The organism is Streptomyces sp. NPDC043896, assembly GCF_056435605.1.
Map to the genome: position 1 here is coordinate 184,063 of NZ_JBWKEE010000013.1, position 23,679 is coordinate 207,741.

Genomic DNA, 23,679 nt, shown 5'->3' on the forward strand with positions numbered 1-23,679 from the left:
GGCGCGGCCGCTCTCAGCCCGCCGCACGGGGGAGACGGCGTTCCCAGGTGCGGTGGAAGACGACCTCGTCGCCCTCACGGCACACGACCTCGTTCGACGTGAGGAAGCCGCCCTCGTCGCACGAGATCTCGGAGCGGGTCTCCACCCGGGCGTCCCAGCCCAGCTCCGGCCGGTGCAGCCGGATGTGCCAGTCCGAGCGGGTGCGGGCGGAGAGGGGGTCCGACTGCTGGATCTCGTACACCTCCGCCGCGTCCTCCTCGTACTCCAGCCCGTCCGGGTACACCCGCGTCCCCCCGTACCGGGGGTCCACCTCCAGCCGCCACACCCCGCGCGCGACGTCCCGTACGACGACCCGTTCCGGACGCGGCGCGTCCAGCGTCTCCGGGTGGACCACCCCCAGCGGCTCCGCCTGCTCCGGCGGCCCGAAGGCGATCCCCGCGTCGAGGGGGGAGCCCGCGCGGACCGGGAGCTCCAGCGTGCTGCCCGCCGGGTCCAGGGTCCAGCCGGCCTCCGAGCCGGCCCGGGGCCAGATCCACGGCCAGTACGCGGACGACACCGCGAGCCGGATCCGGTGCCCCGGCGGGAAGGAGTGGCCGATGCCGTTCAGCTCGAAGGTGACGTCCTCGTACGCGCCCGCCCGCCACGGCACCGCCCGGTCCCGGCCGTGCCGCGCCGACAGGTTCAGCGCCCCGCGCGTGACCAGCGTCGACGCCCCGTCGGGGGCGACGTCGCACAGCCGCGCCACGACCTGCCCGTAGGGGACGTCCATCCGCAGCCGGAGCGTGACGGAGGGCCGGCCGAGGACCTCGACCGGCTCGCCGGCGTCCACCGGCACCGGGAACTCGAAGCAGGCCGACTTCGCGTCCTCCTCCCGCTGGTCCGGCGGCAGGTCGGCCTCGTTGCCGAAGGGGAAGAACCGCCCGGCGTCCAGCCCGGTGTGCTGCGGCGAGGCGACGGCCACCGGCGCGCCCTGGAGTCCGTACGAGACGGGCACGACCGACGGCGACGGCCACGCCTTCTCGCCGGCCCAGCGGCCCGGCAGCTCCTCGTACACGGTGGCGGGCGGGTGCGAGCCGCTGATCCACGCGCGCAGCAGCGGTTCGTCCATCACCCCGTTGTCGGCGCCCTTGAGCCAGTGGTCCCACCAGCGCAGGGTCTCCTGGAGGAAGCCGATCGCCGGCCCCGGCGGCAGTCCCCGGTCCGGGTACTGGTGCGACCAGGGCCCGATCAGGCCGCGCACCCGGGAGGCGGGCAGGCGGGAGACCAGCCGCAGCACCGCGTCCCGGTAGGGGTCGTGCCAGCCGCCCACCGCGAGCACGGCCGCGCCGATCGCCCCGTAGTCCTCGCAGACGCTGCCGTGGCGCCAGTAGGCGTCGCGGGTCTGGTGGGAGAGCCAGGTGTGGATCAGTGGCTCCACGCCCTCCAGCCGGTCCAGCCACTGCTCCCGCCAGCCGTCGCCGGCGTAGCGCGGGTCCGGCGGGCGGGAGGCGAAGGCCAGCATGGTGGCGGCCCAGGCGTGCATGTCGACGGCGAGCACCGAGCCGCCCATGTAGTGGACGTCGTTGTCGTAGCGGTCGTCCGTCGAGCAGACGGTGACGACGGCCTTCAGCGCGGGCGGTGCCAGCGCGGCGGTCTGGAGGCTGTTGAAGCCGCCCCAGGAGATCCCGAACATGCCCACCGCCCCCGTGCACCACGGCCGGGCCGCGAGCCACTCCACCACCGCGACCCCGTCGGCCAGTTCCCGGGCGTCGTACTCGTCGCCGGGCCGGCCCCCGCTGCACCCGTGGCCGCGCACGTCGACGCGTACGGAGGCGTAGCCGTGGCCGGCGTACCAGGGGTGGCGCTGGCGGTCGCGGGGCGCGGTCCAGTCGGTCAGCCGGTACGGGAGGTACTCCAGCAGGGCGGGGACGGGCTCGTCCGTGACCGGCCGCCAGATCCGGGCGTAGAGCTCCACCCCGTCGGCCATCGGGATCCGGACGTCCTCGTGGGTGGTGGCGTACGGGAAGTCGGTACGGATGATCATCGGGTTCCTTCACCGGCCCCTCAGTGGACGGGATGCATCGTGCGGCGCAGCCAGGGTGCCGCCGCGATCACGGCGAGGCCCGCGGCGACCGCGACGGCGCCGTTGACGCCGAAGTACACGGGGTGGGAGACGTGGCCGTAGACCTTGACGACCTGGGCCTGGATGCCGTTGGCCAGGGCCAGGGACAGGAACCACAGGGCCATCGTCTGGCCGGCGTAGGCGCGGGGGGCGAGCTTCGTGGTGGCGGACATGAGCGTGAAGAAGACGACGGGGGCGATCACCGAGACGAGGGTCAGCAGGTCGACGAAACGGCCCATCGTCAACCAGCCGATACCCGCCAGGAGGGTGGCGAGCGCGGCGGCGGCGAGGCCCCCGGCGGCGATCCGCCGGACGGCGGTGCGCATCGCGTCGGGCGGCAGCGCGTACGCGGCGGAGAGCCTGCGTCCGGGCAGCCGGCGGCGTCCGAGGACGTACTGGACCAGTCCCGCGGTCATGCCGACGGCGGCGGCGGAGAAGCCCCAGTGCCAGCCGCGGTGATCGCCGAGCCAGCCGGTGACCAGCGGTCCGGCGAAGGCGCCGATGTTGATGGCCGTGTAGTAGAGGGCGAAGCCGGCGTCGCGCCGCTCGTCGTCCGTGCGGTAGAGCCTGCCGACCATGCTGGCCACGTTGGGCTTGAGCAGGCCGGTGCCCGCGCTGATCAGGCCGAGTCCGGTCCAGGTCATGGCGGTGGCGGGGACGGCCATGGCGTAGTGGCCGCAGGCGATGAGGACGCCGCCGGCCAGGACGGCGCGGTACGAGCCGAGGATCCGGTCGGCGAGCCAGCCGCCAGCCACGGAGACGAGGTAGACCATGGTGCCGTAGGCCGCCGAGACGGAGGCGGCGGTGGCCGGGTCCATGCCGAGGCCGCCGCGGGCCACGGTGTCCGCGAAGTAGAGGACGAGGATGGCCTGCATGCCCAGGAAGGAGAACCGCTCCCAGACCTCCAGGCCGGAGAGCGTGGCCAGGCCCTTGGGATGTCCGAGGAATCCGTGGTCTGCGGGGTGCGGCGGCCGGCCCGCCCCGGGGGCGGACGGCCCGTCGATGTCGGTAGCAGTTCTGGACAAAACGCATTCTCCGGTTGTTTCGGCTCTCACCGAACATACCGGGGTGGATCGGACCGCGCGTGCGCGGCAACCGGACAGGCGCTCTCGGTGATCGAAAACAGACCGGATACGCTGGCTTGAGTGATGGCAGCGACACATCGACAATCCATGTGATCGTCAGCGTGATCGTCAGCAGACAGGAGTACCCCTCGTGACCGTCGTCGGGCCGTTCGGACTGAGCGTGCGGGACCAGGCTCTTGAGACCGATGTCCAGGCCGGACTGGCCGCCGTCGAGGCGGGTCTGCTGGAGGCCACCAAGAGCGAAGTCCCCTTCATCACCGAGGCCGCGCAGCATCTGGTGCGCGCCGGAGGCAAGCGCTTCCGGCCGCTGCTGGTGATGCTGGCCTCCCGCTTCGGCGACCCCTACGCGCCCGGGATCGTGCCGTCCGCGGTGGTCGTGGAGCTGACCCACCTGGCGACGCTCTACCACGACGACGTCATGGACGAGGCGGACGTGCGCCGCGGGGTGGAGAGCGCCAACACCCGCTGGGGCAACTCCGTGGCGGTCCTGACGGGTGACTTCCTGTTCGCCCGTGCGTCGCACATCCTCGCGGACCTCGGGCCGGAGGCCGTGCGCATCCAGGCCGAGGCGTTCGAGCGGCTCGTGACCGGCCAGATCCTGGAGACGGCCGGCCCGCGCGACGGCCGCGACCCGGTCGCCCACTACCTGGACGTCATCGCCGGCAAGACCGGCTCGCTGATCGCCGTCTCCGGCCGCTTCGGCGCGCTGATGTCCGGCGCCGACGAGTCCGTCGTCGACATCCTGACGCAGTACGGCGAGCGCCTCGGCACCGCCTTCCAGCTCGCGGACGACGTCCTCGACATCGCCTCCGACTCGCACGAGTCGGGCAAGACCCCGGGCACCGACCTGCGCGAGGGCATCCCGACCCTGCCCGTGCTGCGGCTGCGCGAGATGGCCGAGCGGGACCGGCGCCCCGAGGACCTGGAGCTCGTCGCCCTGCTGGACGGCGACCTCACCGACGACGCCCGGCACGCCGAGGTCCTCGCCCGGCTGCGGGTGCACCCCGCGCTGGAGCAGGCCCGCCGCGACACCGTCCAGTACGCGGAGGACGCGCGCGCCACGCTCGCCCCGCTGCCGGAGTGCTTCGCGAAGTCGGCGCTGGAGGAGCTGTGCGACGCGGTGGTCCACCGCGCGGGCTGAGGCCCGCGCGACCGCTTCCGGAATGGGCCCCTCCGCCTCCATGACCCCTACGGGTCGGGGCGGAGGGGCCCTTCCCGTGTCATCCCACGGTCGTACGCGGAGTTGATTCCGGGGGCTGACGCCCCGCGCTCCCCGATTTGGTCAGATGGATACATCGAAACCCCACCGGATCGGGTGAGTGCGGCGACAAGGGTCGCCGCCCTGGACAAGAGGGCAGGGCACTGAGATGGCAGCGAACACGAAGACCTCGCGCAAGGCCGCCCGGTACGCCGTACCGGTCGCCGTGGCAGGGGTCGCCGCGGCAACCGTCGCGATGGTCCCGGCCTTCGCCAACGCCGGAAGCCCGGACCTGCCCAAGCTGACGGCGCAGCAGCTGATCGAGAAGGTCGCCGCCTCCGACGTGGAGCAGCTCTCCGGCACCGCCAAGATCACCACCGACCTCGGTCTGCCGAAGATCGCCTCCGGGCTGCTGGGCGGCGGCGGGCTCGCGGGCGGCTCGGCGAACCCCGAGGACAAGATCGCGCAGCTGGCGAACGGCACGCACACCTTCCGCGTCGCGGCCGACGGCCCGGACCGCCAGAAGCTGACGTTCCTCGACGGCAAGGACGAGTACACCCTCGTCCACAACGGCAAGGACGTCTGGGGCTACGACTCCAAGTCCAACGAGGTCTTCCACGAGACGGACGGCCAGGGCGCCGGCCCGGACCACAAGAAGGCCGGCGAGCGCCTGCCGGCCTCGCCGCAGGAGCTGGCCCAGGAGGTCCTCAAGACCGCCGGCCCCACCACCGACATCAGCGTCGGCGACACGGCGCAGGTCGCCGGCCGCGACGCCTACCAGCTGGTCCTCAAGCCCAAGCAGACCGGCTCCACCGTCGGCTCGGTGCAGATCGCGGTCGACGCCAAGAACGGCGTGCCGCTGCGCATCCAGCTGCTCTCCAGCCAGGGCGGCAAGCCGATCGTCGACGCGGGCTTCACCCAGGTCGACTTCGCCAAGCCCGCCGCCGACACCTTCGCCTTCACCCCGCCCAAGGGCGCCAAGGTGACGGAGGGCACCGAGCACGGCAAGGGACAGAAGGACGACAAGCCGCTCAAGGCCCTGGAGGCCTTCCCCGGCCTCGGCGACCTGGCCGGCGGGGCGAACGGCAAGGGCGACGTGAAGGTCCTCGGCGAGGGCTGGTCCACCGTCGCGCGCATCGACTCGGGCGCCGGCCAGGCCGGCAAGTCCCTCAGGGACCTGGAGAACGACAAGAACGCGCCCAAGGAGGCCCAGCAGTTCCTGAACTCCCTCGGTGACAAGGTCTCCGGGAAGTTCGGCGAGGGCCGCATCTTCTCGACCCGCCTGGTCAACGCGCTGATCACGGACGACGGCAAGGTCTACGTCGGCGCGGTCACCAAGGACCAGCTGGTCCGGACGGCCGACTCCGCCAAGTAGCGGCCGCCCGCAGGGACGCCGCGAGGGTGGCCCGGGACCTGTGTCCCGGGCCACCCTTGTGCCGTTCCCCTCCTGCGTACAGCGCTCCGGCTGTACGGTGATGGACATGTCGAGACACGTCACCATCCGCCTGGACGAAGAGTTCCATGAACGCCTCAAGGCGCGCGCGGCGGCGTTGGGGACGACGGTCACCGCGCTCATCACCGAGGTCACGGAACGCGAACTCGACGAGGACCGGAAGACGTTCCTCTCCGGCATAGAGGAGTTCGCCGACCACTGGGGCTACTTCCAGGAGCGGTTCGGCAATTGAAGATCACCATGGAGTGGGCCTGGACCGCGCTGGCCCACCATCTGCCGTCGGATCCCGCCGTGTGGGACCCCTCCGGAGTCGCCGCCGCCGTCGCCCGCCACCAGAACGACCTGGTCATGGTCCCGGAGCAGCCCGCACCCGACACCGCCTGGCGGGCCGCGGCCTTCCTGCACACGCTCGCCGTCTGCCCCGCGCTGGAATCCCCGATGAACGAGTTCTACGCCGCCGCCGCCACCCGCTCGTACCTGCGGGTGGCCGGCGCGAAGCGGCTGCCCTCACCCGAGGAACTCGGCGACCTGGTGGAGGCCGCGAAGCTGGGCCGCGCCGACGTGTCCGAGGTCGCGCAGCGGCTGCGCGTCCGCATCCAGGAGCCGATGTCCGCCTCGCTACGCCCCGCCGCGGAGGAGGCGTAGCACCATCGGTGCCTCGTCGGGGTGCAGGCGCAGCTCTGTCGCGCCGTCCTCGGAGCGGAAGGCGACGCTGAGCTCGTCGGCGGAGACGGGTTCCAGGGGCGGGAACCACGCCGGCCGGGCGGCCGGGGCGCCCTCGCCCCGCCAGTGCACCGGCCCGGCGGCGCCGCCCGGGGGCAGCTCCAGCAGGCCCTCGCACCACCGGCCCGCGGTGAGCTCGCGGTCCCGCAAGTCGCAGGGGACCCGTACGGCGACGCCCCGCGCGTGGTCCGCGAGACGCCGGAGCCGCCGCCGTCTGCGCACCAGGAGTGCGGGGTTGACGGCGGCGGCTGCCTGGGCGAGCAGGCTGAACAGGGCGGCGATGAGCTCCGGCATGATCAGATGAGACCATGCCGGAGCCCTAGAGGTCTAGACCACCCTGGTTCAGAAGGTGATCTTCCAGGAGTTGATGTAGCCGACGTCCTGCGCGGCCACGTCCTTGACCTGGAGCTTCCAGACGCCGTTGGCCACCTCGCTGGAGGCGTTCACCGTGTAGCTGGTGACCAGGTTGTCGGCGGAGTCCGAGCTGGAGTTCTTCAGCCGGTACGGCGTGCCGTCCGGGGCGATCAGGTCGATCACCAGGTCACCGCGGTAGGTGTGGACGATGTTCACGTCGACCTTGGTGGTGGCCGGCGCGTTGCCCGCGACGCCCGAGACCGTGATCGGCGAGGTCACCGCGGCGGCGGGCGAGTCCGGGATGTTCACGTCCGCGGTGTTCTCGAAGGACGGGCCGGGCGGGACCGGGGTGGCCGCGCCGAGGTTCCAGATCGCGTAGGCGATCGCGTCGGAGTTGCGGTCCAGCGCGGTGTCGTTGATGTTCGACGTGGTGTCGCAGGACGAGTGGTAGCAGCGGTCGAAGGCCTGGCCGGCGGTGCCGCCCCACTTCTGGGCCTGGGCCGAGGTCTTGCTGTTGCTGGCGCCGGTGAACAGGCCGCCGACGGCTATGCCCGCATTCTTGAAGGACGCGTGGTCGGAGCGGCCGTCGCCCTCGGTCTCGATCTCGGTGGGGACGCCGAGGCCCGCGTAGTAGTTCTTGAAGGTCTGCTCGATCGTCGGGTCGTCGTCGTAGACGAAGTAGCCCGGGTTCGGCGAGCCGATCATGTCGAAGTTGAGGTAGCCGGAGATCTTCGCCTTCTCCGCCGCCGGCAGGCTGTTGACGTAGTACTTCGAGCCGACGAGGCCCAGCTCCTCCGCGCCCCACCAGCCGAAGCGCAGGTGCTTGGTCGGCTGGAGGTTGGCGCGGGACACCGCGAGCGCGGCCTCCAGCACGGCCGCCGAGCCGGAGCCGTTGTCGTTGATGCCGGGGCCCGAGCTCACCGAGTCCAGGTGGGAGCCGGACATCAGGACCGAGTTGGGGTCGCCGCCCGGCCAGTCGGCGATCAGGTTGTAGCCCGTCGCGCCGCTGGAGGTGAAGGTCTGCAGGGTGGTGGTGAAGCCCGCCGCGTCCAGCTTGGCCTTCACGTAGTCGATCGAGGCCTTGTAGCCGGCCCGGCCGTGGGCGCGGTTGCCGCCGTTGTTGGTGGCGATGGTCTGGAGCTGCGACAGGTGCGCCTTGACGTTCGCCAGCGGGATGTCGGGCGGCGTCGGCGCCGCGGCGACGGCCGTGGGGGCCGCGAGCGCGGCGGGGGAGGTGGCGGCCAGCAGGCCCGCGACCGCGATCGCGGTCGCGGCGGCAAGACGCCGGGAGACGGACAGGCTCATGTGGGGGCTCCGGGATTCCGTTGGGATGATCCGTTGGGGATGAGACGGAACGTGCGGGAATCGTGCAGGTGAGCGTTGGTGCGTCAGTGCGAGCCTGATGTTCAGTGAGAGTGTGACTATCCGTCAAGACCACAATCCGGTCGGGGTAGTTCGGAAAACGGACGATCCCCGGTACGGATGTTCCGTACCGGGGATCGTGTGGTGTATGAGTGTGCGGTTACGCCCCCACCCGGGGCGCCGGCCTACGCGGGCCCGCGGCTCGGTGCCGGGTCCGTGCCGGCCGCCGCGGTGCCCGCCGCCCCTCCCGTACCGGAACCGGCCGCGGCGGCCTCGGGGGCGCCCCCCTGGACTGCCGCGGAGCCGGTGGAGGCCTCGGCGAGCAGGGTCCGCGAGCGCCGGGCGTTCCGCAGTGCGTCCCAGGTCAGGATCAGCAGCGCGGCCCAGACCAGGGAGAAGCCGGCCCACCGCTCGGGCGGCATCGCCTCGTGGAAGTAGAGGACCCCGAGCCCGAACTGGAACACCGGAGCCAGGTACTGGAGCAGCCCCAGCGTGGACAGCGGCACCCGGATCGCGGCCGCCCCGAAGCAGATCAGCGGGATCGCGGTGACCAGACCCGTAGCGGCCAGCAGCGCCGAGTGCCCGAGCCCTTGTGAGGTGAAGGTCGACTGCCCCTGCATTCCCAGCCACACCAGGTAGCCCAGGGCCGGCAGGAACTGCAGGGCCGTCTCGGCGGCCAGTGACTCCAGCCCGCCCATGTCGAGCTTCTTCTTGATCAGCCCGTACGTGGCGAAGGAGAAGGCCAGCGTGAGCGAGATCCACGGCAGCCGCCCGTAGCCGACGGCCAGCACCAGGACGGCGGCGAATCCGATCCCGACGGCCGCCCACTGGGCCCGGCGAAGCCGCTCGCCCAGCACCAGGACGCCGATGGCGATGGTGACCAGCGGGTTGATGAAGTACCCGAGGCTGGCCTCGACGACCTGGCCGTTGTTGACCGCCCAGATGTACAGGCCCCAGTTCACGCTGATCACGGCCGCGGCCAGGGCCGTCAGCCCGAGCTTGCGCGGCCGGCGGACCATCTCGGCGACCCAGCTCCAGCGCCGCAGCGCGAGCAGTGCCACACCCACCACGGCCAGTGACCAGACCATGCGGTGGGCGAGGATCTCGACCGCCCCGGAAGGCTTGAGGAGGGGCCAGAAGAGGGGGACGAGCCCCCACATCCCGTACGCGCCGAATCCGTAGAGCAAACCCGTGCGCTGCTCGTTCTCCGCCTTCACGGGGCCTCCAGTGCGACTTCCAGCCAATCTCACAACCTCACGACGGTAGCGCCGTACGGCGCTGCTGTCATGCCCGTACCGGAGAGATACTCATGACACCCCGGGGGCCGGGCCGGGCCGGGGCGGGCGGGCCCCGGAACCGGGCGGCGCAAGGCGAAGCCCGGACCCCGTGGCGGGATCCGGGCTGCCGGGGGTACGCGTACGGGCCGCCCTAGCCGACGACGGTCCAGGTGTCGGAGCCGGCGAGCAGGGTCGCCAGGTCACCCTTGCCCCGCTGGTCCACGGCGGTTTCGAGCTGGTCGGCCATGAGGGTGTCGTAGACGGGCCGCTCGGTGCTGCGGAAGACGCCGATGGGGGTGTGGTGGAGGGTGTCGGGGTCGGCGAGGCGGGAGAGGGCGAAGGCGGTGGTGGGGCTGGTGGCGTGGGCGTCGTGGACGAGGACGTGGTGGGCGTTGGCGTCGGTGATCTCGGTGACTTCGAGGTCGCCGGTGCGGGGGTTGCGGGTGATGCCCTTGGTGCGGTCGGTGCCGAAGCGGATGGGGTGTCCGTGTTCGAGGCGGATGACGGCTTCTTCGGCGTGTTCCTGGTCTTTGAGGGTGTCGAAGGCGCCGTCGTTGAAGATGTTGCAGTTCTGGTAGATCTCGACCAGGGCGGTGCCGGGGTGGTCGGCGGCCTGGCGGAGGACTTCGGTGAGGTGTTTGCGGTCGGAGTCGATGGTGCGGGCGACGAAGGTGGCTTCGGCTCCGAGGGCGAGGGAGACGGGGTTGAAGGGGGCGTCGAGGGAGCCCATGGGGGTGGATTTGGTGATCTTGCCGAGTTCTGAGGTGGGGGAGTACTGGCCCTTGGTGAGGCCGTAGATGCGGTTGTTGAAGAGGAGGATCTTGAGGTTGACGTTGCGGCGGAGGGCGTGGATGAGGTGGTTGCCGCCGATGGAGAGGGCGTCGCCGTCGCCGGTGACGACCCAGACGGAGAGGTCGCGGCGGGAGGTGGCCAGGCCCGTGGCGATGGCGGGGGCGCGGCCGTGGATGGAGTGCATCCCGTAGGTGTTCATGTAGTACGGGAAGCGGGAGGAGCAGCCGATGCCGGAGACGAAGACGATGTTCTCCCGGGCGAGGCCGAGCTCGGGCATGAAGCCCTGGACGGCGGCCAGGACCGCGTAGTCCCCGCACCCGGGACACCAGCGGACCTCCTGGTCCGACTTGAAGTCCTTCATCGACTGCTTCGCCTCGGCCTTGGGGACCAGGGAGAGCAGGGTGGGGGCGTCGGTCACCTCAGTCATTGATGGCCTCCTCGAGAACCTTCGCGAGCTGCTCCGCTTTGAAGGGCATTCCGTTGACCTGGTTGTACGACTGGGCGTCGACCAGGTACCTCGCCCGGATCAGGGTGGCCAGCTGCCCGAGGTTCATCTCCGGCACCACTACCTTGTCGTAACGCTTCAGGACCTCTCCGAGATTCCTCGGGAAGGGGTTGAGGTGGCGCAGGTGGGCTTGGGCGATGGGGGTGGCGCTGGTGCGGAGGCGGCGGACGGCGGCGGTGATGGGGCCGTAGGTGGAGCCCCAGCCCAGGACCAGGGTGCGGGCGCCGTCCGGGTCGTCGACGTCCAGGTCGGGGACCTGGATGTTGTCGGTCTTGGCCTGGCGGGTGCGGACCATGAGGTCGTGGTTGGCCGGGTCGTAGCTGATGTTGCCGGTGCCGTCCTGTTTCTCGATGCCGCCGATGCGGTGTTCGAGGCCGGGGGTGCCGGGGACCGCCCACGGGCGGGCCAGGGTCTGCGGGTCCCGTTTGTACGGCCAGAACACCTCGGTGCCGTCGGCCAGGGTGTGGTTGGGGCCCGTCGCGAACTGCGGGCGCAGGTCGGGCAGGTCCGCCACGTCGGGGATCCGCCAGGGTTCGGAGCCGTTGGCGAGGTAGCCGTCGGAGAGCAGGAAGACGGGGGTGCGGTAGGTCAGGGCGATGCGGGCGGCGTCGAGTGCGGCGTCGAAGCAGTCGGCCGGGGTGCGCGGGGCGACGACGGGGACGGGGGCTTCGCCGTTGCGGCCGTACATGGCCTGGAGGAGGTCGGCCTGCTCGGTCTTGGTCGGCAGGCCGGTGGAGGGTCCGCCGCGCTGGATGTCGACGATCAGGAGCGGGAGCTCCAGGGAGACCGCCAGGCCGATGGTCTCGGATTTGAGGGCGACGCCGGGGCCGGAGGTGGTGGTGACGGCGAGGGAGCCGCCGAAGGCCGCGCCGAGGGCGGCGCCGATGCCGGCGATCTCGTCCTCGGCCTGGAAGGTCCGCACGCCGAAGTTCTTGTGCCTGCTCAGCTCGTGCAGGATGTCCGAGGCCGGGGTGATCGGGTAGGAGCCCAGGTAGAGCGGCAGGTCGGCCTGGCGGGCGGCGGCGATCAGCCCGTAGGAGAGGGCCAGGTTCCCGGAGATGTTGCGGTAGGTGCCCGTCGGGAAGGCCGTGGTGGCCGGGGCGACCTCGTAGGAGACCGCGAAGTCCTCGGTCGTCTCGCCGAAGTTCCAGCCGGCGCGGAAGGCGACGATGTTCGCCTCGGCGATCTCGGGCTTCTTCGCGAACTTCTGCCGCAGGAAGTTCTCGGTGCCCTCGGTGGGCCGGTGGTACATCCAGCTCAGCAGGCCCAGCGCGAACATGTTCTTGCTGCGTTCGGCCTCCTTGCGGGTGAGACCGAAGTCCTTCAGCGCCTCCACCGTCAGGGTGGTCAGCGGGACCCGGTGGATGTTGTAGGCGGAGAGCGAGCCGTCTTCCAGGGGGGAGGTGTCGTAGCCGACCTTGGCCATGGGGCGCTTGGTGAACTCGTCCGTGTTGACGATGATCTCCGCGCCGCGCGGTACGTCCCCGATGTTCGCCTTCAAGGCGGCCGGGTTCATGGCGACCAGCACGTTCGGCGCGTCGCCGGGGGTGAGGATGTCGTGGTCGGCGAAGTGCAGCTGGAACGACGACACCCCGGGCAGGGTCCCGGCAGGGGCCCGGATCTCGGCCGGGAAGTTCGGCAGCGTCGACAGGTCGTTCCCGAAGGACGCCGTCTCCGAGGTGAAACGGTCACCCGTCAGCTGCATACCGTCACCCGAGTCACCCGCGAAGCGGATGATCACCCGGTCGACACGGCGGATTTCCTTGCCGGTCCCATGGGACGCAGTCGCCGTGCGCTGCTCCCCGATGGACCCACCGGCCCCGTCGGCCTGCTCGGCCGGGCTACTGACCTGGCTGGTCACTGAACTGGACCTCCTTCGAGGCGGGGGCGCTCGTTCCCAAAACCAACCCTACGTCCGTGAGGACGTCAGGCCCTGGGGTCGCCCGCATTCTGGACCGCCCCTCTCGGGGCGGCCGGTCCGACAGACGTCGTGCACTACTCGAAATATTCCAAATCACCCGGCGGTCGCCGTGGCGCGCACGCCGGAGCGGCGCGCCTTACCTGACACATTGTCAGTTAATCAAGACCTCAGATAGGTGAGGACCGCCAGTACACGCCGGTGATCCCCGTCACTCGGGGACAACCCCAGCTTCATGAAGATATTGCTGACGTGCTTCTCCACGGCCCCATCGCTCACGACGAGCTGCTTCGCTACAGCGGAATTCGTGCGTCCTTCAGCCATCAGGCCCAGTACCTCGCGCTCGCGCGGGGTCAGACCGGCCAGCACGTCCTGCTTGCGGCTGCGCCCGAGCAGCTGGGCCACGACCTCGGGGTCCAGGGCCGTACCGCCTCGCGCGACGCGGACGACGGCGTCGAGGAACTCGCGGACCTCGGCGACGCGGTCCTTGAGCAGATAGCCCACACCGGTGCTGGAACCGGCCAGCAGTTCGGTGGCGTACTGCTCCTCCACGTACTGCGACAGCACGAGCACCCCGATCCCGGGGTAGTCGCGGCGCAGCCGCACGGCGGCCCGTACGCCCTCGTCGGTGTGCGTAGGCGGCATCCGCACATCGGCCACGACGACGTCGGGCAGCGCCCCCTCGGCCGCCAGGTCGGCCACCGTCTTGAGCAGGGCTTCCGCGTCCCCGACGCCGGCCACGACGTCATGCCCCCGGTCGGTCAGCAGCCGGGTCAGGCCCTCACGGAGCAGCACTGAGTCCTCGGCGATGACCACTCGCACCCTGTCTTCCACGTTCCCGCAGCTCCCGCGTCCACTCGACGACCACTTGGCACAGCCAAGCATCCCAGCCGCATCCGGCCGGGGGAGCAGATCCAAGCCAACGCGCCCAGACATGGCCGAAACCGCCGCCCTGGCGGGCGGGCGGCACAATCCAGCCCCGCCGACGTTCGAGGCGCTGGGGGCACCTCCCCGCGGTAGCCGGGGGAGGGTCCGGGGGCGGAGCCCCGGGGAACGGGCGAAGTGGGGGTCCCCCCGGACGGAGTCTGGGGGAGGGTAGGGGACCTCGCCCCGCGCAGCGGCACGCCCCCGCGCAGCGGCACGCCCCCGCCTCGGCCGCGCCCCCGGCAGGGCCCCGCACGGGCCCCGCCCGGCTCACTGCCCGGCAGGGCCCCGGCTCACCGCCCGGCAGGGCTCACGCGCGCCACGGCAGCTCCGCCGTGACCACCGTCCCCTCCCCCTCGGGGGAATCCACCACGAACACCCCGTCCACCGCGCCCAGCCGCTCCGCGAGCCCGGCCAGCCCGCTCCCGCCGGAGGCACTGGCCCCGCCCCGCCCGTCATCCGCCACCCGGATCAGAAGCCGGGCCCCGGACTTCCACACCTCGACGGTCGCGCCCCGCGCCCCCGCGTGCTTGCTGACGTTCTGCAGCAGCTCGGACACCGTGAAGTACGCGATCCCCTCGATCGCCGCCGCCGGCCGGGCCGGCAGGTCCACCTCCACCCGCACCGGAACCGTGCACCGCGAGGCCACCGACGACAGCGCCGCGTCCAGTCCCCGGTCGGTCAGCACCGCCGGGTGAATGCCCCGGGCCAGGTCCCGCAGCTCCTGGAGGGCGATCTTCACCTCGCCGTGGGCCTCGTCCACCATCCGCGCGGCGGCCTGCGGGTCCTCGCCGAGCTTCTCCTTCGCCAGCCCCAGGTCCATGGCCAGGGCCACCAGCCGGGCCTGCGCCCCGTCGTGCAGGTCCCGTTCGATGCGCCGCAGGTCGGCCGCCGCCGTGTCCACCACCGACCCCCGGTCGGACTCCAGCTCGCTGACCCGGTCGTCGAGCCGGGACCGGCCGAGCAGCCCCCTGACCAGCACCCGGTCGGCGGTGGTCAGGGCCCGCAGCACCCACGGGGTGGCCAGGGTGAGGCCCAGCCCGACGGCGAAGGTGGCGGCGATCGCGAGCGGGGAGTCCAGGTAGAAGGCGTACTCGTCGTTCTGGAACAGCTGGAGCCCCGGCTGGTCGGTGAAGGCCGGGAAGACCCAGAACCACAGCGGGTACAGCAGCATGCTCCAGCCGGCGCTCCACAGCGTCAGCGCCGTCGAGAAGGTGAACACGGCCCACGGCAGGTGGACCACCGAATACAGCACGTGCCGCCAGGCGCTGCCGCTCTTGAGCAGCGCCCCCATCCTGGCCACCGCTCCGTCCTTGGCCGCCCGGACCGGCGCCGGGTCGGCGACCGGTACGCGCAGCAGCTCGCGCACCCGGGTCCGCTCCACGTGCCCGAAGCCCCGGCACATGGCGAGCACCCCGGCCAGCACCGGCACCCCGACGAACGTCACGAGCAGCCCGGCGCCCAGGGCCACCCCGGTGACCGCGAGCGAGAAGTACAGGGTGCTGAGCGGCAGGCCGACGAGCAGGTACGCGAACTCGCGCCAGGTCTGCGCCGCCACCGGTGCCCGCAGCACCGTCCAGCCGCTGCTCTTGCCGTTCCCCATGTTCCCGCCCGCCCTTCCGCTCATCCCGTGTCCCCCCAACCCTGCCGCCCACCCCTCTGCCCGAACCATGCGGCAGGTCGGCGTCTCCCCGGTGGGGTTAACCCCACCCCGGCACCCGGGCGCAGCCCGGGGAACGGGCGAAGGGCGGGGCCGAGGACTCCGCCCCCCGCCCCGCCCCATCCACCCGCACCCGCCCCCGCCCACCCCGCAGGGCCCGGCCCCGCAAGGCCCCGCCCCCCGATGACCTCTAGCGGCCGCGCCACGGCAGCTCCGCCGTGACCACCGTCCCCTCCCCCTCGGGGGAATCCACCACGAACACCCCGTCCACCGCCCGCAACCGCTCCGCGAGCCCGGCCAGCCCGCTCCCGCCGGAGGCACTGGCCCCGCCCCGCCCGTCGTCGGAGACCCGCAGCAGCAGCCGCGCCCCCGCCCGCCACACCTCGACGGTCGCGCCCCGCGCCCCCGCGTGCTTGCTGACGTTCTGCAGCAGCTCGGACACCGTGAAGTACGCGATCCCCTCGATCGCCTCGGCCGGCCGCTCCGCCAGGTCCACGTGCACCTTCACCGGCACCAGGCATCGCGAGGCCACCGACGACAGTGCCGCGTCCAGTCCCCGGTCGGTCAGCACCGCCGGGTGGATGCCCCGGGCCAGGTCCCGCAGTTCCTGGAGCGCCAGCTTCACCTCGCCGTGGGCCTCGTCGACCATCGCCGCCGCGCCCTCCGGGTCCTCCAGCAGCTTCTCCTTCGCCAGGCCCAGCCCCATGGCCAGGGCCACCAGCCGGGCCTGCGCCCCGTCGTGCAGGTCCCGTTCGATGCGCCGCAGGTCGGCCGCCGCCGTGTCGACGACCACCCCGCGGCCCGATTCCAGCTCCGCGATGCGCCGCTCCAGCTCGTCGGAGGGCGACAGCAGGCCCCGTACCATCGCGCGGTCCACGTTCGCGAGGGCCCGCACCACGTACGGGAGCACGGGCCACAGCACGAACAGCCCGGTCAGCGCGATACTGAAGGTCAGTACTCCCCACGGCAGCCGGACCAGCTCGTACAGCACGGTCCGCCAGCCCACCGGGTCCTTGATCCCGGCCCACAGCCAGGCGAAGAACCCGCCGGCCCGCTTCGGTCCCGGCAGCGGGCTCGGCTCGTCCACCCGTACGCCCAGCAGGGCGCGCGCCCGGGCGCGGTCGAGTTTGCCGAGCTGACGCGACCCCAGCAGTCCGCATGCGAGCAAGGGCAGTCCGATCGCGGTCACGGACAGGCCGCCGGCCGTCGCCACCATGAAAACCGTGTAAACAAATCCGATCAACGCCACCGGCAGGTTGCTCAGCAGGTAGGCGATCTCCTTCCACGTCGCCGCGTCGAACGCGGGTCGTACGGGAGGGGGAGCGGAAGCTTGATCGTTCGCGGTCATGCGGCTCAGCCTGCCAATTCCGCCCCGCCGACGCCATGGGGGAGCCAGGCGCCAGTGAACGGGGGGTAACCCCACCCCGTGCGGCCCAGGCCCTAGACTCCCTGCCGTACCAGATCAACCTGATCGTCGACAGTTGCCGAGGAGCGAGGAACGGACGTGCCCGAACCAACGGTATCGACAGCGACCGTGATCGCCGCGGACTACTTCCGGAGCTATTCGGTCGTCGGCCTGCTCGCGGTCCTCGGCGTGCTCTTCGTCGCCGTGGCCTTCGGCGCCGGCCGCCTGCTGCGGCCCGTGGTCCCGACCCCCGAGAAGCTGCTGACGTACGAGTGCGGCGTGGACCCCGTGGGGGAGGGCTGGGCGCACACCCAGGTCCGCTACTACGTGTACGCGTTCCTCTACGTCATCTTCGCCGTCGACTCGATCTTCCTCTTCCCGTGGGCGACGGTGTTCGCCGCCGCCGGTTACGGCGCCACGACCCTGGTCGAGATGTTCGTCTTCCTCGGGTTCCTGGCCGTCGGCCTGCTCTACGCGTACAAGAAGGGCGTCCTCGAATGGACGTGACACCGGCCGTCACACCGGAGCCCCAGCCCCAGCTGCTCCCGGAACCGAAGAGGCTGGGCGTGCTCTCCCGTCTCGCCCCGGAGCCCATGAAGGTGGTCCTGAACTGGGGCCGCCGCTACAGCCTGTGGGTCTTCAACTTCGGCCTCGCCTGCTGCGCGATCGAGTTCATCGCCGCGTCGATGGCCCGCCACGACTTCATCCGCCTGGGTGTCATCCCGTTCGCGCCCGGCCCTCGCCAGGCCGATCTGATGATCGTCTCGGGCACGGTGACCGACAAGATGGCCCCGGCCGTCCGGCGTCTGTACGAGCAGATGCCCGAGCCGAAGTACGTCATCTCCTTCGGCGCCTGCTCCAACTGCGGCGGCCCGTACTGGGACTCGTACTCGGTCACCAAGGGCGTGGACCAGATCATTCCGGTCGACGTCTACGTGCCGGGCTGCCCGCCGCGTCCGGAAGCCCTCCTCCAGGGCATCCTCAAGCTCCAGGAGAAGATCGCGCGCGAGTCCCTCGCGGACCGCTACGCCGCTTCCCCCTCCGTCGCCCAGCTCACCAGCGGCCTCGTCACGCCGCCGCCCGCACCGGGGGCCGGCGCGTGAACCTCTACGACTCCCTCCCCGAAGCGGCCACGACGGTGTTCGGCGCCGAGGCCGTGGCCTCGTCCGCGTACGAGGTCCTCACCGTCGACGTGCCCGTCGGCTCCTGGATCTCCTCGCTGGAGATCGCCCGCGACAAGCTGGGCTGCACCTACTTCGACTGGCTGAGCGCGGTCGACGAGCCCGGCACGGGCTTCCGCGTCTGCGCGCACGTCGTCTCCCTGGAGAACCACCGGGTCCGCCGGCTGCTGCTGCGCACCACCGTCCCGCACTCGGCACCCACGCTGCCGTCGGCCGTCGCCGTGTACGCGGGCGCGGCCTGGCACGAGCGGGAGACCTTCGAGATGTTCGGGGTCACCTTCACGGACCACCCGAACCTCGTCCACCTGCTCCTCCCCGAGAACTTCGAGGGACACCCGCTGCGCAAGGACTTCGTCCTGGCGGCGCGCGTCGCCAAGGCGTGGCCCGGGGCCAAGGAGCCGGGCGAGGCACACGACCCGGACGCGCCCAAGCGCCGCCAGATGCTCCCGCCCGGCGTGCCGGACCCGAACGACTGGGGTCCCCTCAAGGGCCAGCTGCCCCCGGCCCCGGCCCGTCCGGCCCGCACCCCGCGCGCGGCCGGTGCCGGCCCGGCCCGCACCCCGCGCGAGGGCGCCCCGGTGCGCCGCACCCGCTCGGTGGCGGAGGGCTCCGCCACCCAGGCCGCGCCCGACGCCGGCGCCGAGACCCCGCGCCCGCCGCGCCGCAGCCGCTCGGTGACGGAGGGCTCCGCCGGCCAGGCGGCCCCGGCCACCCCGGAGACCCCGGCCGCGCCCGACGCCGCCGCGGCCCCGGACGCCGCGCGCCCGGCCCGGCGCACCCGGTCGGCCTCCGACGGTTCCGCCGGCCAGGCGGCCCCGGCCACCCCGGAGACCCCGGCCGCGCCCGACGCCCCCGCGGCCCCGGACGCCGCGCGCCCGGCCCGGCGCACCCGGTCCGCCGCGGACGGCTCGGCGAGCCAGGCCCCCGAGCCGGAGGCGCGCAGGCGCCCGGCCCCGCGGAGCGCGGACGCGCCCTGGCACGACCCGAAGCCCGCCTTCGAGGAGCCCCCGGCCGCGGCCCCGCCGCAGCCGGAGCCCGCCGCCGGGCCCGGATCCGAGCCGGAGCCCGCTGCCGAGCCCGGACCCGGACCCGAGCCCGAGACCAAGACCAAGCCCGAAACCGACACCACCGGAGGCGACGCGTGAACGACGTCCTCGACGTCGCCCTGCGACTGATCGTCGTCTTCGCCGTCTTCCTCGTGCTGCCGCTCGTCATCGGGCAGACCGAGCACAAGGTGATGGCGCACATGCAGGGCCGCCTCGGCCCCATGTACGCCGGCGGTTTCCACGGCTGGGCCCAGCTCGTCGCCGACGGCGTGAAGTTCGCGCAGAAGGAGGACATCGTCCCGGCCAACGCCGACCGGCGGATCTTCCAGCTCGCCCCCGCCGTCGCGCTGCTGCCGTACCTCCTCGTCCTGATCGTGATCCCCATCGGCCCGGGCGACGGCGCCGTCGGCCAGGTCATCGACGCGGGCCTCTTCTACGCACTCGCCGTCATGGGCGTCGGCGTCCTCGGCAGTCTCATGGGCGGCTGGGCCTCCGCCAACAAGTTCTCCCTGCTCGGCGGCCTGCGCACCGCGGCCCAGCTGCTCGCGTACGAGCTGCCGATGCTGCTCGCGGCGGCCTCGGTCGCCATGGCCGCCGGCACCGTGTCCCTGTCCGGGATCGTCGGCGCCTTCGAGTGGTGGTGGCTGCCCTGGCAGATCGTCGGCGCGGTCGTCTTCTTCACCGCCGGCCTCGCCGAGCTCCAGCGGCCCCCGTTCGACATGCCCGTCGCCGACTCCGAGATCATCTTCGGCGCGTACACGGAGTACACGGGCCTGCGGTTCGCGCTGTTCCTGCTCGCCGAGTACGCCGGCATCGTCGTCCTGTGCGCCCTGACCACCGTCCTCTTCCTCGGCGGCTGGCACGGCCCCTTCGGCGGCGACGACCTCGGCTGGGTCTGGACCCTGCTCAAGATCGCTGTCCTTTCCTTCGTCGTCATCTGGCTCCGGGTGAGCTACCCCCGCCTGCGCGAGGACCAGCTCCAGAAGCTCGCCTGGACCGTGCTCATTCCCCTCGCGCTCGCCCAGATCGCGCTCACCGGCATCGTGAAGGTGGCGATCCAGTAATGCCCATGCCCGGATCCGGCCTCGCCAAGGGGCTGGCGGTCACCCTGCGCACGATGACCAAGCGCGCGCACACCGCCCAGTACCCCGAGGTGCAGCCCGAGCTCCCGCCCCGCAGCCGCGGGGTCATCGGCCTGTTCGAGGAGAACTGCACGGTCTGCATGCTCTGCGCCCGTGAGTGCCCCGACTGGTGCATCTACATCGACTCCCACAAGGAGACGGTGCCGGCCGCCACCCCCGGCGGCCGCGAGCGCAGCCGCAACGTCCTCGACCGGTTCGCCATCGACTTCTCCCTCTGCATGTACTGCGGCATCTGCATCGAGGTGTGCCCCTTCGACGCCCTCTTCTGGTCGCCGGAGTTCGAGTACGCGGAGACCGACATCCACGAGCTCACCCACGAGCGCGACAAGCTGCGCGAGTGGATGTGGACCGTCCCGGCCCCGCCCGCCCTGGACCCCGCGGCGGAGGAGCCCAAGGAGATCGCGGCCGCCCGCAAGGCCGTCGAGAAGGCCGAAGCCACCGCCGCCGCGGCTGCGGCAGCCGCGGCCGCCGCCGCGCAGGCCGAAGCGGCCCCGCCCGCCGACGGCACCCCCGACACCCCGGCGGGAGGCACCGCCTGATGTACGCCGCCCACCTCGCAGCGGCCGCGGCCGCCGGCACCCCCGCGCCCGGCCCCGGCTTCCTCTCGCCGACCGGCGTGGAGGTCGCCTTCCTCCTCGTCGGCCTCGCCACCCTCGGCGCGGCCGTCATCACGGTCACCACCAAGCAGCTCGTGCACGCCGCCCTCTGGCTGGTCGTCGCGCTCGGCGGGATCGCCGTCGAGTACCTGCTGCTGACCGCCGAGTTCATCGCCTGGGTCCAGGTCCTGATCTACCTCGGCTCCGTGGTCGTCCTCCTCCTCTTCGGTCTGATGCTCACCAGGGCCCCCATCGGCCGCTCCCCGGACGCCGACTCCGGCAACCGCTGGGTCGCGCTCGGCGTCGCCGGCGCCGCCGGGGCCGCGCTCGTCTGGGTCGTCGTCGACGCCTTCCGCACCACCTGGATCGACCTCGACGGACCCGCCCAGGGCTCCACCAAGGTCTCCGGGGAGATCCTCTTCCAGCACTGGGTACTGCCCTTCGAGGCGCTCTCCGTGCTCCTCCTCGCCGCCCTGATCGGCGCCATCGTGCTGTCCCGCCGCAACACCCCCGCCGAGGACGCCGCCGAAGCCGCCGACGCCGCCACCCGCGCGGCCGGCCAGGAGGGACAGCGCTGATGCACCTCGCCTACCCCGCGGTCCTCGCGGCCCTGCTCTTCGCCACCGGCCTCTACGGAGTGCTCGCCCGCCGCAACGCCATCCTGGTCCTGATGTCCGTCGAGCTGATGCTCAACGCCGTCAACCTCAACCTGGTGGCCTTCGACGTCTGGCTGCGCGACACCCTGCACGCCGGCCAGGCGCTCACCCTCTTCACGATCGCCATCGCCGCCGCCGAGATCGGCATCGGCCTCGCCATCGTGCTGATGGTGTACCGCAACCGCGGCACCTCGGACGTCGACAAGCTCCGCGACACCGCCGAGGGCCACGAGCCCGGCCGGTCCGATGACACCGCTGACATCACTGCCCGGCCGGAGGTCGCCGCGTGAGCACCACGACCCTCGCGGTCCTCGTCCCCGTCCTCCCCTTCCTCGGCGCGGTCGCCGGCCTGCTCCTGGGCCGCGGCGCACCCGGCTTCGTCAGGCCGCTCGCCATCCTGCCGACACTGGCCGCCGCCGTCCTGGCCGTGCTCGTCGCCGTCCGCCACGCGGGCGGCCCGGCCATCGACACCGCCACCGAGCTCACCCCGACCGGCTCCGTGCCGATCGAGCTGTCGCTCCACCTGGACGGCTTCGCCGTACTGGTCGCCGCCCTCGTCGGGGTCGTCGCCACCTGCGTACAGGTCTACTCGACGGCGTACCTGCGCGAGGACCCCCGCTACCCGTCCTACGCGGCCCTGGTCTCGCTGTTCACCTCCGCCATGCTGCTCGTCGTCTACTCCGGCGACCTGATGGTGCTGCTGGTCGGCTGGGAGATCATGGGCATCTGCTCGTACTTCCTCGTCGGCCACTACTGGGAGACCGAAGCGGCCCGCTCCGCCTCCCTGAAGGCCTTCCTCGTCACCAAGCTCGGCGACGTCCCCTTCCTCATCGGCCTGTTCGCACTCGCCGCCGACGCCGGCTCCTTCCGGATCACCAAGATCCTCGGCACGGTCGCCGCCGGCGGGCTCGACCACCCGACGCTCATCGCACTGCTCCTGCTCGCCGGCGTCGCCGGCAAGTCCGCGCAGTTCCCCCTGCACACCTGGCTCCCCGACGCCATGGCCGGCCCCACCCCGGTCTCCGCGCTGATCCACGCCGCCACGATGGTCGCCGCCGGCGTCTACTTCATCGCCCGCCTCCTGCCGGTCTTCACGGCCTCCCGGGCCGCACTCGTCGTCATGGCCGTCATGGCGGCCGTCACGATGGTCGGCTCCGGCCTCGCCGCCCTCGCCCAGGACGACATCAAGCGCGTACTCGCCTACTCCACCGTCGGCCAGCTCGGCTACATGACGGGCGCCCTCGCCGTCGGCGACCGCGGCGCCGCCGTCTTCCACCTCCTGTCCCACGGCGCCTTCAAGGCGCTCCTCTTCCTCGGCGCGGGCGTCATCATCCACGCCGCCGGAACGAACTCCCTGGCCGCCATGTCCCGCATGGACGGCCTGGCCAAGCGCATCCCCGACGCCTTCTGGACGATGACGATCGCGCTCCTCGCGCTCGCCGCCATCCCGCCCTTCGCCGGCTTCTTCTCCAAGGAAGCCGTCCTCGTCGCCGCCGAGCACACCGCCGGCGGACACTCCGACCTCGCACCCGCAGCGGCGGGCTGGCTCGTCCTCGTCGCCGGTGTGCTGACCGCCCTGCTCACCGCCGCCTACGCCACCCGGCTGTGGCTGATGGCCTTCCGCGGCCGGGGCGCGGCCGCCCCCGACCACGGCAGGGAACCCGTCGCCATGACCGGCGTGCTGTGGCTGCTCGCCGTCCCCACCGTCGCCTTCGGCCTCGCCGCGGGACCCCTCGCCGACTGGTTCGACGGCGCCGAACTCACCCCGTCCGTGACCACCACGGTCCTCGGCACCGGCGCCGCGCTCATCGGCGTGGTGCTCACCTACGGCCTCTGGCAGCGGGCCACCGCCCGCGCCGCCGCCGGGGTGCGCAACGGTGCCGCCGTGCCCGCCTCCGTCGCCGCCGCCGCATCCGCCGCCGAGACCCCCGAGGTGGCAGAAGTGACCCACGACCACCCCGCCGTCCCGGCCGCCCCCGCGGCCGACCCCGGCCGGGCCCTCCTCGGCCCGCTGCACCGCCACGCCGCCGACGGATTCCACCTCGACGCCGTCTACGACCGGCTCTTCGTCCGCCCCACCCGGGCGGCCGCGGGCCTGGTCCGCTTCCTGGACCGCGAGGTCGTCGACACCTACGTCCGCGGCGCGGGCACCGGCCCCCGGCTGCTCGGCAGCCTCGTACGCCGCGCCCAGACCGGCAACGTGCAGAGCTACCTGAGCGCCCTGCTCGCCGGCGCCGTGGTCCTGGCGATCGCCACCGCCGTCCTCGCCAACGTCAACGCCGGATCGTGAGCCGAGAGTCA

The 23,679-nt window shown here is 72.3% G+C and carries 22 protein-coding genes; 12 read left to right on the forward strand and 10 right to left on the reverse strand.

The window, feature by feature from the left end:
• Nucleotides 1-13 precede the first annotated feature (13 nt).
• Nucleotides 14-2,023: a CocE/NonD family hydrolase gene (locus AC069X_RS20730; RefSeq protein WP_478730066.1), complete on the reverse strand. Its 2,010-nt coding sequence runs from the start codon at nucleotides 2,021-2,023 to the stop codon at nucleotides 14-16.
• A 20-nt stretch (nucleotides 2,024-2,043) separates the two neighbouring features.
• Complete coding sequence (locus tag AC069X_RS20735) at nucleotides 2,044-3,126, reverse strand: peptide MFS transporter (protein ID WP_478730067.1); 1,083 nt, start codon at nucleotides 3,124-3,126, stop codon at nucleotides 2,044-2,046.
• 190 nt (nucleotides 3,127-3,316) lie between these two features.
• Between AC069X_RS20735 and AC069X_RS20740 the strand changes: the two genes are divergently transcribed.
• From AC069X_RS20740 to AC069X_RS20755, 4 genes are all read left to right on the forward strand, one after another.
• A complete protein-coding gene (locus AC069X_RS20740; RefSeq protein ID WP_007265838.1) occupies nucleotides 3,317-4,327 on the forward strand; it encodes a polyprenyl synthetase family protein in 1,011 nt (336 codons plus the stop codon).
• 226 nt (nucleotides 4,328-4,553) lie between these two features.
• Nucleotides 4,554-5,759, forward strand: coding sequence for a LolA family protein (locus AC069X_RS20745; protein ID WP_478730068.1), 1,206 nt, complete (start codon nucleotides 4,554-4,556; stop codon nucleotides 5,757-5,759).
• A 106-nt stretch (nucleotides 5,760-5,865) separates the two neighbouring features.
• Nucleotides 5,866-6,069, forward strand: coding sequence for a hypothetical protein (locus AC069X_RS20750; RefSeq protein WP_234333790.1), 204 nt, complete (start codon nucleotides 5,866-5,868; stop codon nucleotides 6,067-6,069).
• A complete protein-coding gene (locus AC069X_RS20755; RefSeq protein WP_478730069.1) occupies nucleotides 6,066-6,482 on the forward strand; it encodes a hypothetical protein in 417 nt (138 codons plus the stop codon). The genes AC069X_RS20750 and AC069X_RS20755 overlap by 4 nt, the downstream gene beginning before the upstream one ends.
• Here the strand turns inward: AC069X_RS20755 and AC069X_RS20760 are convergent.
• The 8 genes from AC069X_RS20760 to AC069X_RS20795 all read right to left on the reverse strand — a co-directional run bounded on the left by AC069X_RS20760 (nucleotide 6,456) and on the right by AC069X_RS20795 (nucleotide 16,700).
• Entirely contained in the window at nucleotides 6,456-6,854 is a 399-nt protein-coding gene (locus tag AC069X_RS20760; protein ID WP_478730070.1) for a hypothetical protein, read from the reverse strand. The genes AC069X_RS20755 and AC069X_RS20760 overlap by 27 nt on opposite strands.
• A 48-nt stretch (nucleotides 6,855-6,902) precedes the next feature.
• A complete protein-coding gene (locus AC069X_RS20765; protein ID WP_478730071.1) occupies nucleotides 6,903-8,219 on the reverse strand; it encodes a M28 family metallopeptidase in 1,317 nt (438 codons plus the stop codon).
• Nucleotides 8,220-8,461: 242 nt separating this feature from the next.
• Nucleotides 8,462-9,493, reverse strand: coding sequence for an EamA family transporter RarD (rarD, locus tag AC069X_RS20770; RefSeq protein WP_478730072.1), 1,032 nt, complete (start codon nucleotides 9,491-9,493; stop codon nucleotides 8,462-8,464).
• A 211-nt stretch (nucleotides 9,494-9,704) separates the two neighbouring features.
• Nucleotides 9,705-10,763 carry a 2-oxoacid:ferredoxin oxidoreductase subunit beta gene (locus AC069X_RS20775; protein ID WP_478730101.1) on the reverse strand — a complete coding sequence of 353 codons (1,059 nt, stop codon included), beginning with the start codon at nucleotides 10,761-10,763 and terminating at the stop codon, nucleotides 9,705-9,707.
• A 1-nt stretch (nucleotide 10,764) separates the two neighbouring features.
• On the reverse strand, nucleotides 10,765-12,711 hold the full coding sequence (locus AC069X_RS20780) for a 2-oxoacid:acceptor oxidoreductase subunit alpha (RefSeq protein ID WP_478730073.1): 1,947 nt from the start codon (nucleotides 12,709-12,711) through the stop codon (nucleotides 10,765-10,767).
• Between the two features lie 219 nt (nucleotides 12,712-12,930).
• Nucleotides 12,931-13,590, reverse strand: a complete 660-nt coding sequence (locus AC069X_RS20785) for a response regulator transcription factor (RefSeq protein ID WP_478730103.1) — start codon at nucleotides 13,588-13,590, stop codon at nucleotides 12,931-12,933.
• Nucleotides 13,591-14,002: 412 nt separating this feature from the next.
• A complete protein-coding gene (locus tag AC069X_RS20790; RefSeq protein WP_478730074.1) occupies nucleotides 14,003-15,319 on the reverse strand; it encodes a sensor histidine kinase in 1,317 nt (438 codons plus the stop codon).
• 223 nt (nucleotides 15,320-15,542) lie between these two features.
• Nucleotides 15,543-16,700 (reverse strand): sensor histidine kinase, encoded by a 1,158-nt coding sequence (locus AC069X_RS20795; protein WP_478730075.1) that lies wholly within the window; start codon nucleotides 16,698-16,700, stop codon nucleotides 15,543-15,545.
• 156 nt (nucleotides 16,701-16,856) lie between these two features.
• On the opposite strand from AC069X_RS20795, the gene AC069X_RS20800 reads away from it, so the two are divergent.
• The 8 genes from AC069X_RS20800 to AC069X_RS20835 are packed head-to-tail and all read left to right on the forward strand — an operon-like array spanning nucleotide 16,857 to nucleotide 23,668.
• Entirely contained in the window at nucleotides 16,857-17,264 is a 408-nt protein-coding gene (locus AC069X_RS20800; protein WP_478730076.1) for an NADH-quinone oxidoreductase subunit A, read from the forward strand.
• A complete protein-coding gene (locus tag AC069X_RS20805) occupies nucleotides 17,255-17,860 on the forward strand; it encodes an NADH-quinone oxidoreductase subunit B (RefSeq protein ID WP_478730077.1) in 606 nt (201 codons plus the stop codon). The genes AC069X_RS20800 and AC069X_RS20805 overlap by 10 nt, the downstream gene beginning before the upstream one ends.
• Entirely contained in the window at nucleotides 17,857-19,083 is a 1,227-nt protein-coding gene (locus AC069X_RS20810; RefSeq protein ID WP_478730078.1) for an NADH-quinone oxidoreductase subunit C, read from the forward strand. The genes AC069X_RS20805 and AC069X_RS20810 overlap by 4 nt, the downstream gene beginning before the upstream one ends.
• Entirely contained in the window at nucleotides 19,080-20,048 is a 969-nt protein-coding gene (locus AC069X_RS20815; protein ID WP_478730079.1) for a complex I subunit 1/NuoH family protein, read from the forward strand. Before AC069X_RS20810 ends, AC069X_RS20815 begins: the two co-directional genes overlap by 4 nt.
• On the forward strand, nucleotides 20,048-20,665 hold the full coding sequence (locus AC069X_RS20820; RefSeq protein WP_478730080.1) for a NuoI/complex I 23 kDa subunit family protein: 618 nt from the start codon (nucleotides 20,048-20,050) through the stop codon (nucleotides 20,663-20,665). Before AC069X_RS20815 ends, AC069X_RS20820 begins: the two co-directional genes overlap by 1 nt.
• Entirely contained in the window at nucleotides 20,665-21,300 is a 636-nt protein-coding gene (locus AC069X_RS20825; RefSeq protein WP_478730081.1) for an NADH-quinone oxidoreductase subunit J family protein, read from the forward strand. Before AC069X_RS20820 ends, AC069X_RS20825 begins: the two co-directional genes overlap by 1 nt.
• Nucleotides 21,300-21,668, forward strand: coding sequence for an NADH-quinone oxidoreductase subunit NuoK (nuoK, locus tag AC069X_RS20830; RefSeq protein WP_478730082.1), 369 nt, complete (start codon nucleotides 21,300-21,302; stop codon nucleotides 21,666-21,668). The genes AC069X_RS20825 and nuoK overlap by 1 nt, the downstream gene beginning before the upstream one ends.
• Nucleotides 21,665-23,668, forward strand: coding sequence for an NADH-quinone oxidoreductase subunit 5 family protein (locus AC069X_RS20835; RefSeq protein ID WP_478730083.1), 2,004 nt, complete (start codon nucleotides 21,665-21,667; stop codon nucleotides 23,666-23,668). The genes nuoK and AC069X_RS20835 overlap by 4 nt, the downstream gene beginning before the upstream one ends.
• The last annotated feature ends 11 nt before the right edge of the window (nucleotides 23,669-23,679 follow it).

Bases quoted from the DNA above. Each gene is read 5' to 3' on its own strand.
- AC069X_RS20730 (WP_478730066.1), bottom strand. From the start codon at position 2,023: ATGATCATCCGTACCGACTTCCCGTACGCCACCACCCACGAGGACGTC.
- AC069X_RS20745 (WP_478730068.1), top strand. From the start codon at position 4,554: ATGGCAGCGAACACGAAGACCTCGCGCAAGGCCGCCCGGTACGCCGTA.
- AC069X_RS20750 (WP_234333790.1), top strand. From the start codon at position 5,866: ATGTCGAGACACGTCACCATCCGCCTGGACGAAGAGTTCCATGAACGC.
- AC069X_RS20760 (WP_478730070.1), bottom strand. From the start codon at position 6,854: ATGCCGGAGCTCATCGCCGCCCTGTTCAGCCTGCTCGCCCAGGCAGCC.
- AC069X_RS20765 (WP_478730071.1), bottom strand. From the start codon at position 8,219: ATGAGCCTGTCCGTCTCCCGGCGTCTTGCCGCCGCGACCGCGATCGCG.
- AC069X_RS20790 (WP_478730074.1), bottom strand. From the start codon at position 15,319: ATGAGCGGAAGGGCGGGCGGGAACATGGGGAACGGCAAGAGCAGCGGC.
- AC069X_RS20795 (WP_478730075.1), bottom strand. From the start codon at position 16,700: ATGACCGCGAACGATCAAGCTTCCGCTCCCCCTCCCGTACGACCCGCG.
- AC069X_RS20805 (WP_478730077.1), top strand. From the start codon at position 17,255: ATGGACGTGACACCGGCCGTCACACCGGAGCCCCAGCCCCAGCTGCTC.
- AC069X_RS20820 (WP_478730080.1), top strand. From the start codon at position 20,048: ATGCCCATGCCCGGATCCGGCCTCGCCAAGGGGCTGGCGGTCACCCTG.
- AC069X_RS20825 (WP_478730081.1), top strand. From the start codon at position 20,665: ATGTACGCCGCCCACCTCGCAGCGGCCGCGGCCGCCGGCACCCCCGCG.
- nuoK (WP_478730082.1), top strand. From the start codon at position 21,300: ATGCACCTCGCCTACCCCGCGGTCCTCGCGGCCCTGCTCTTCGCCACC.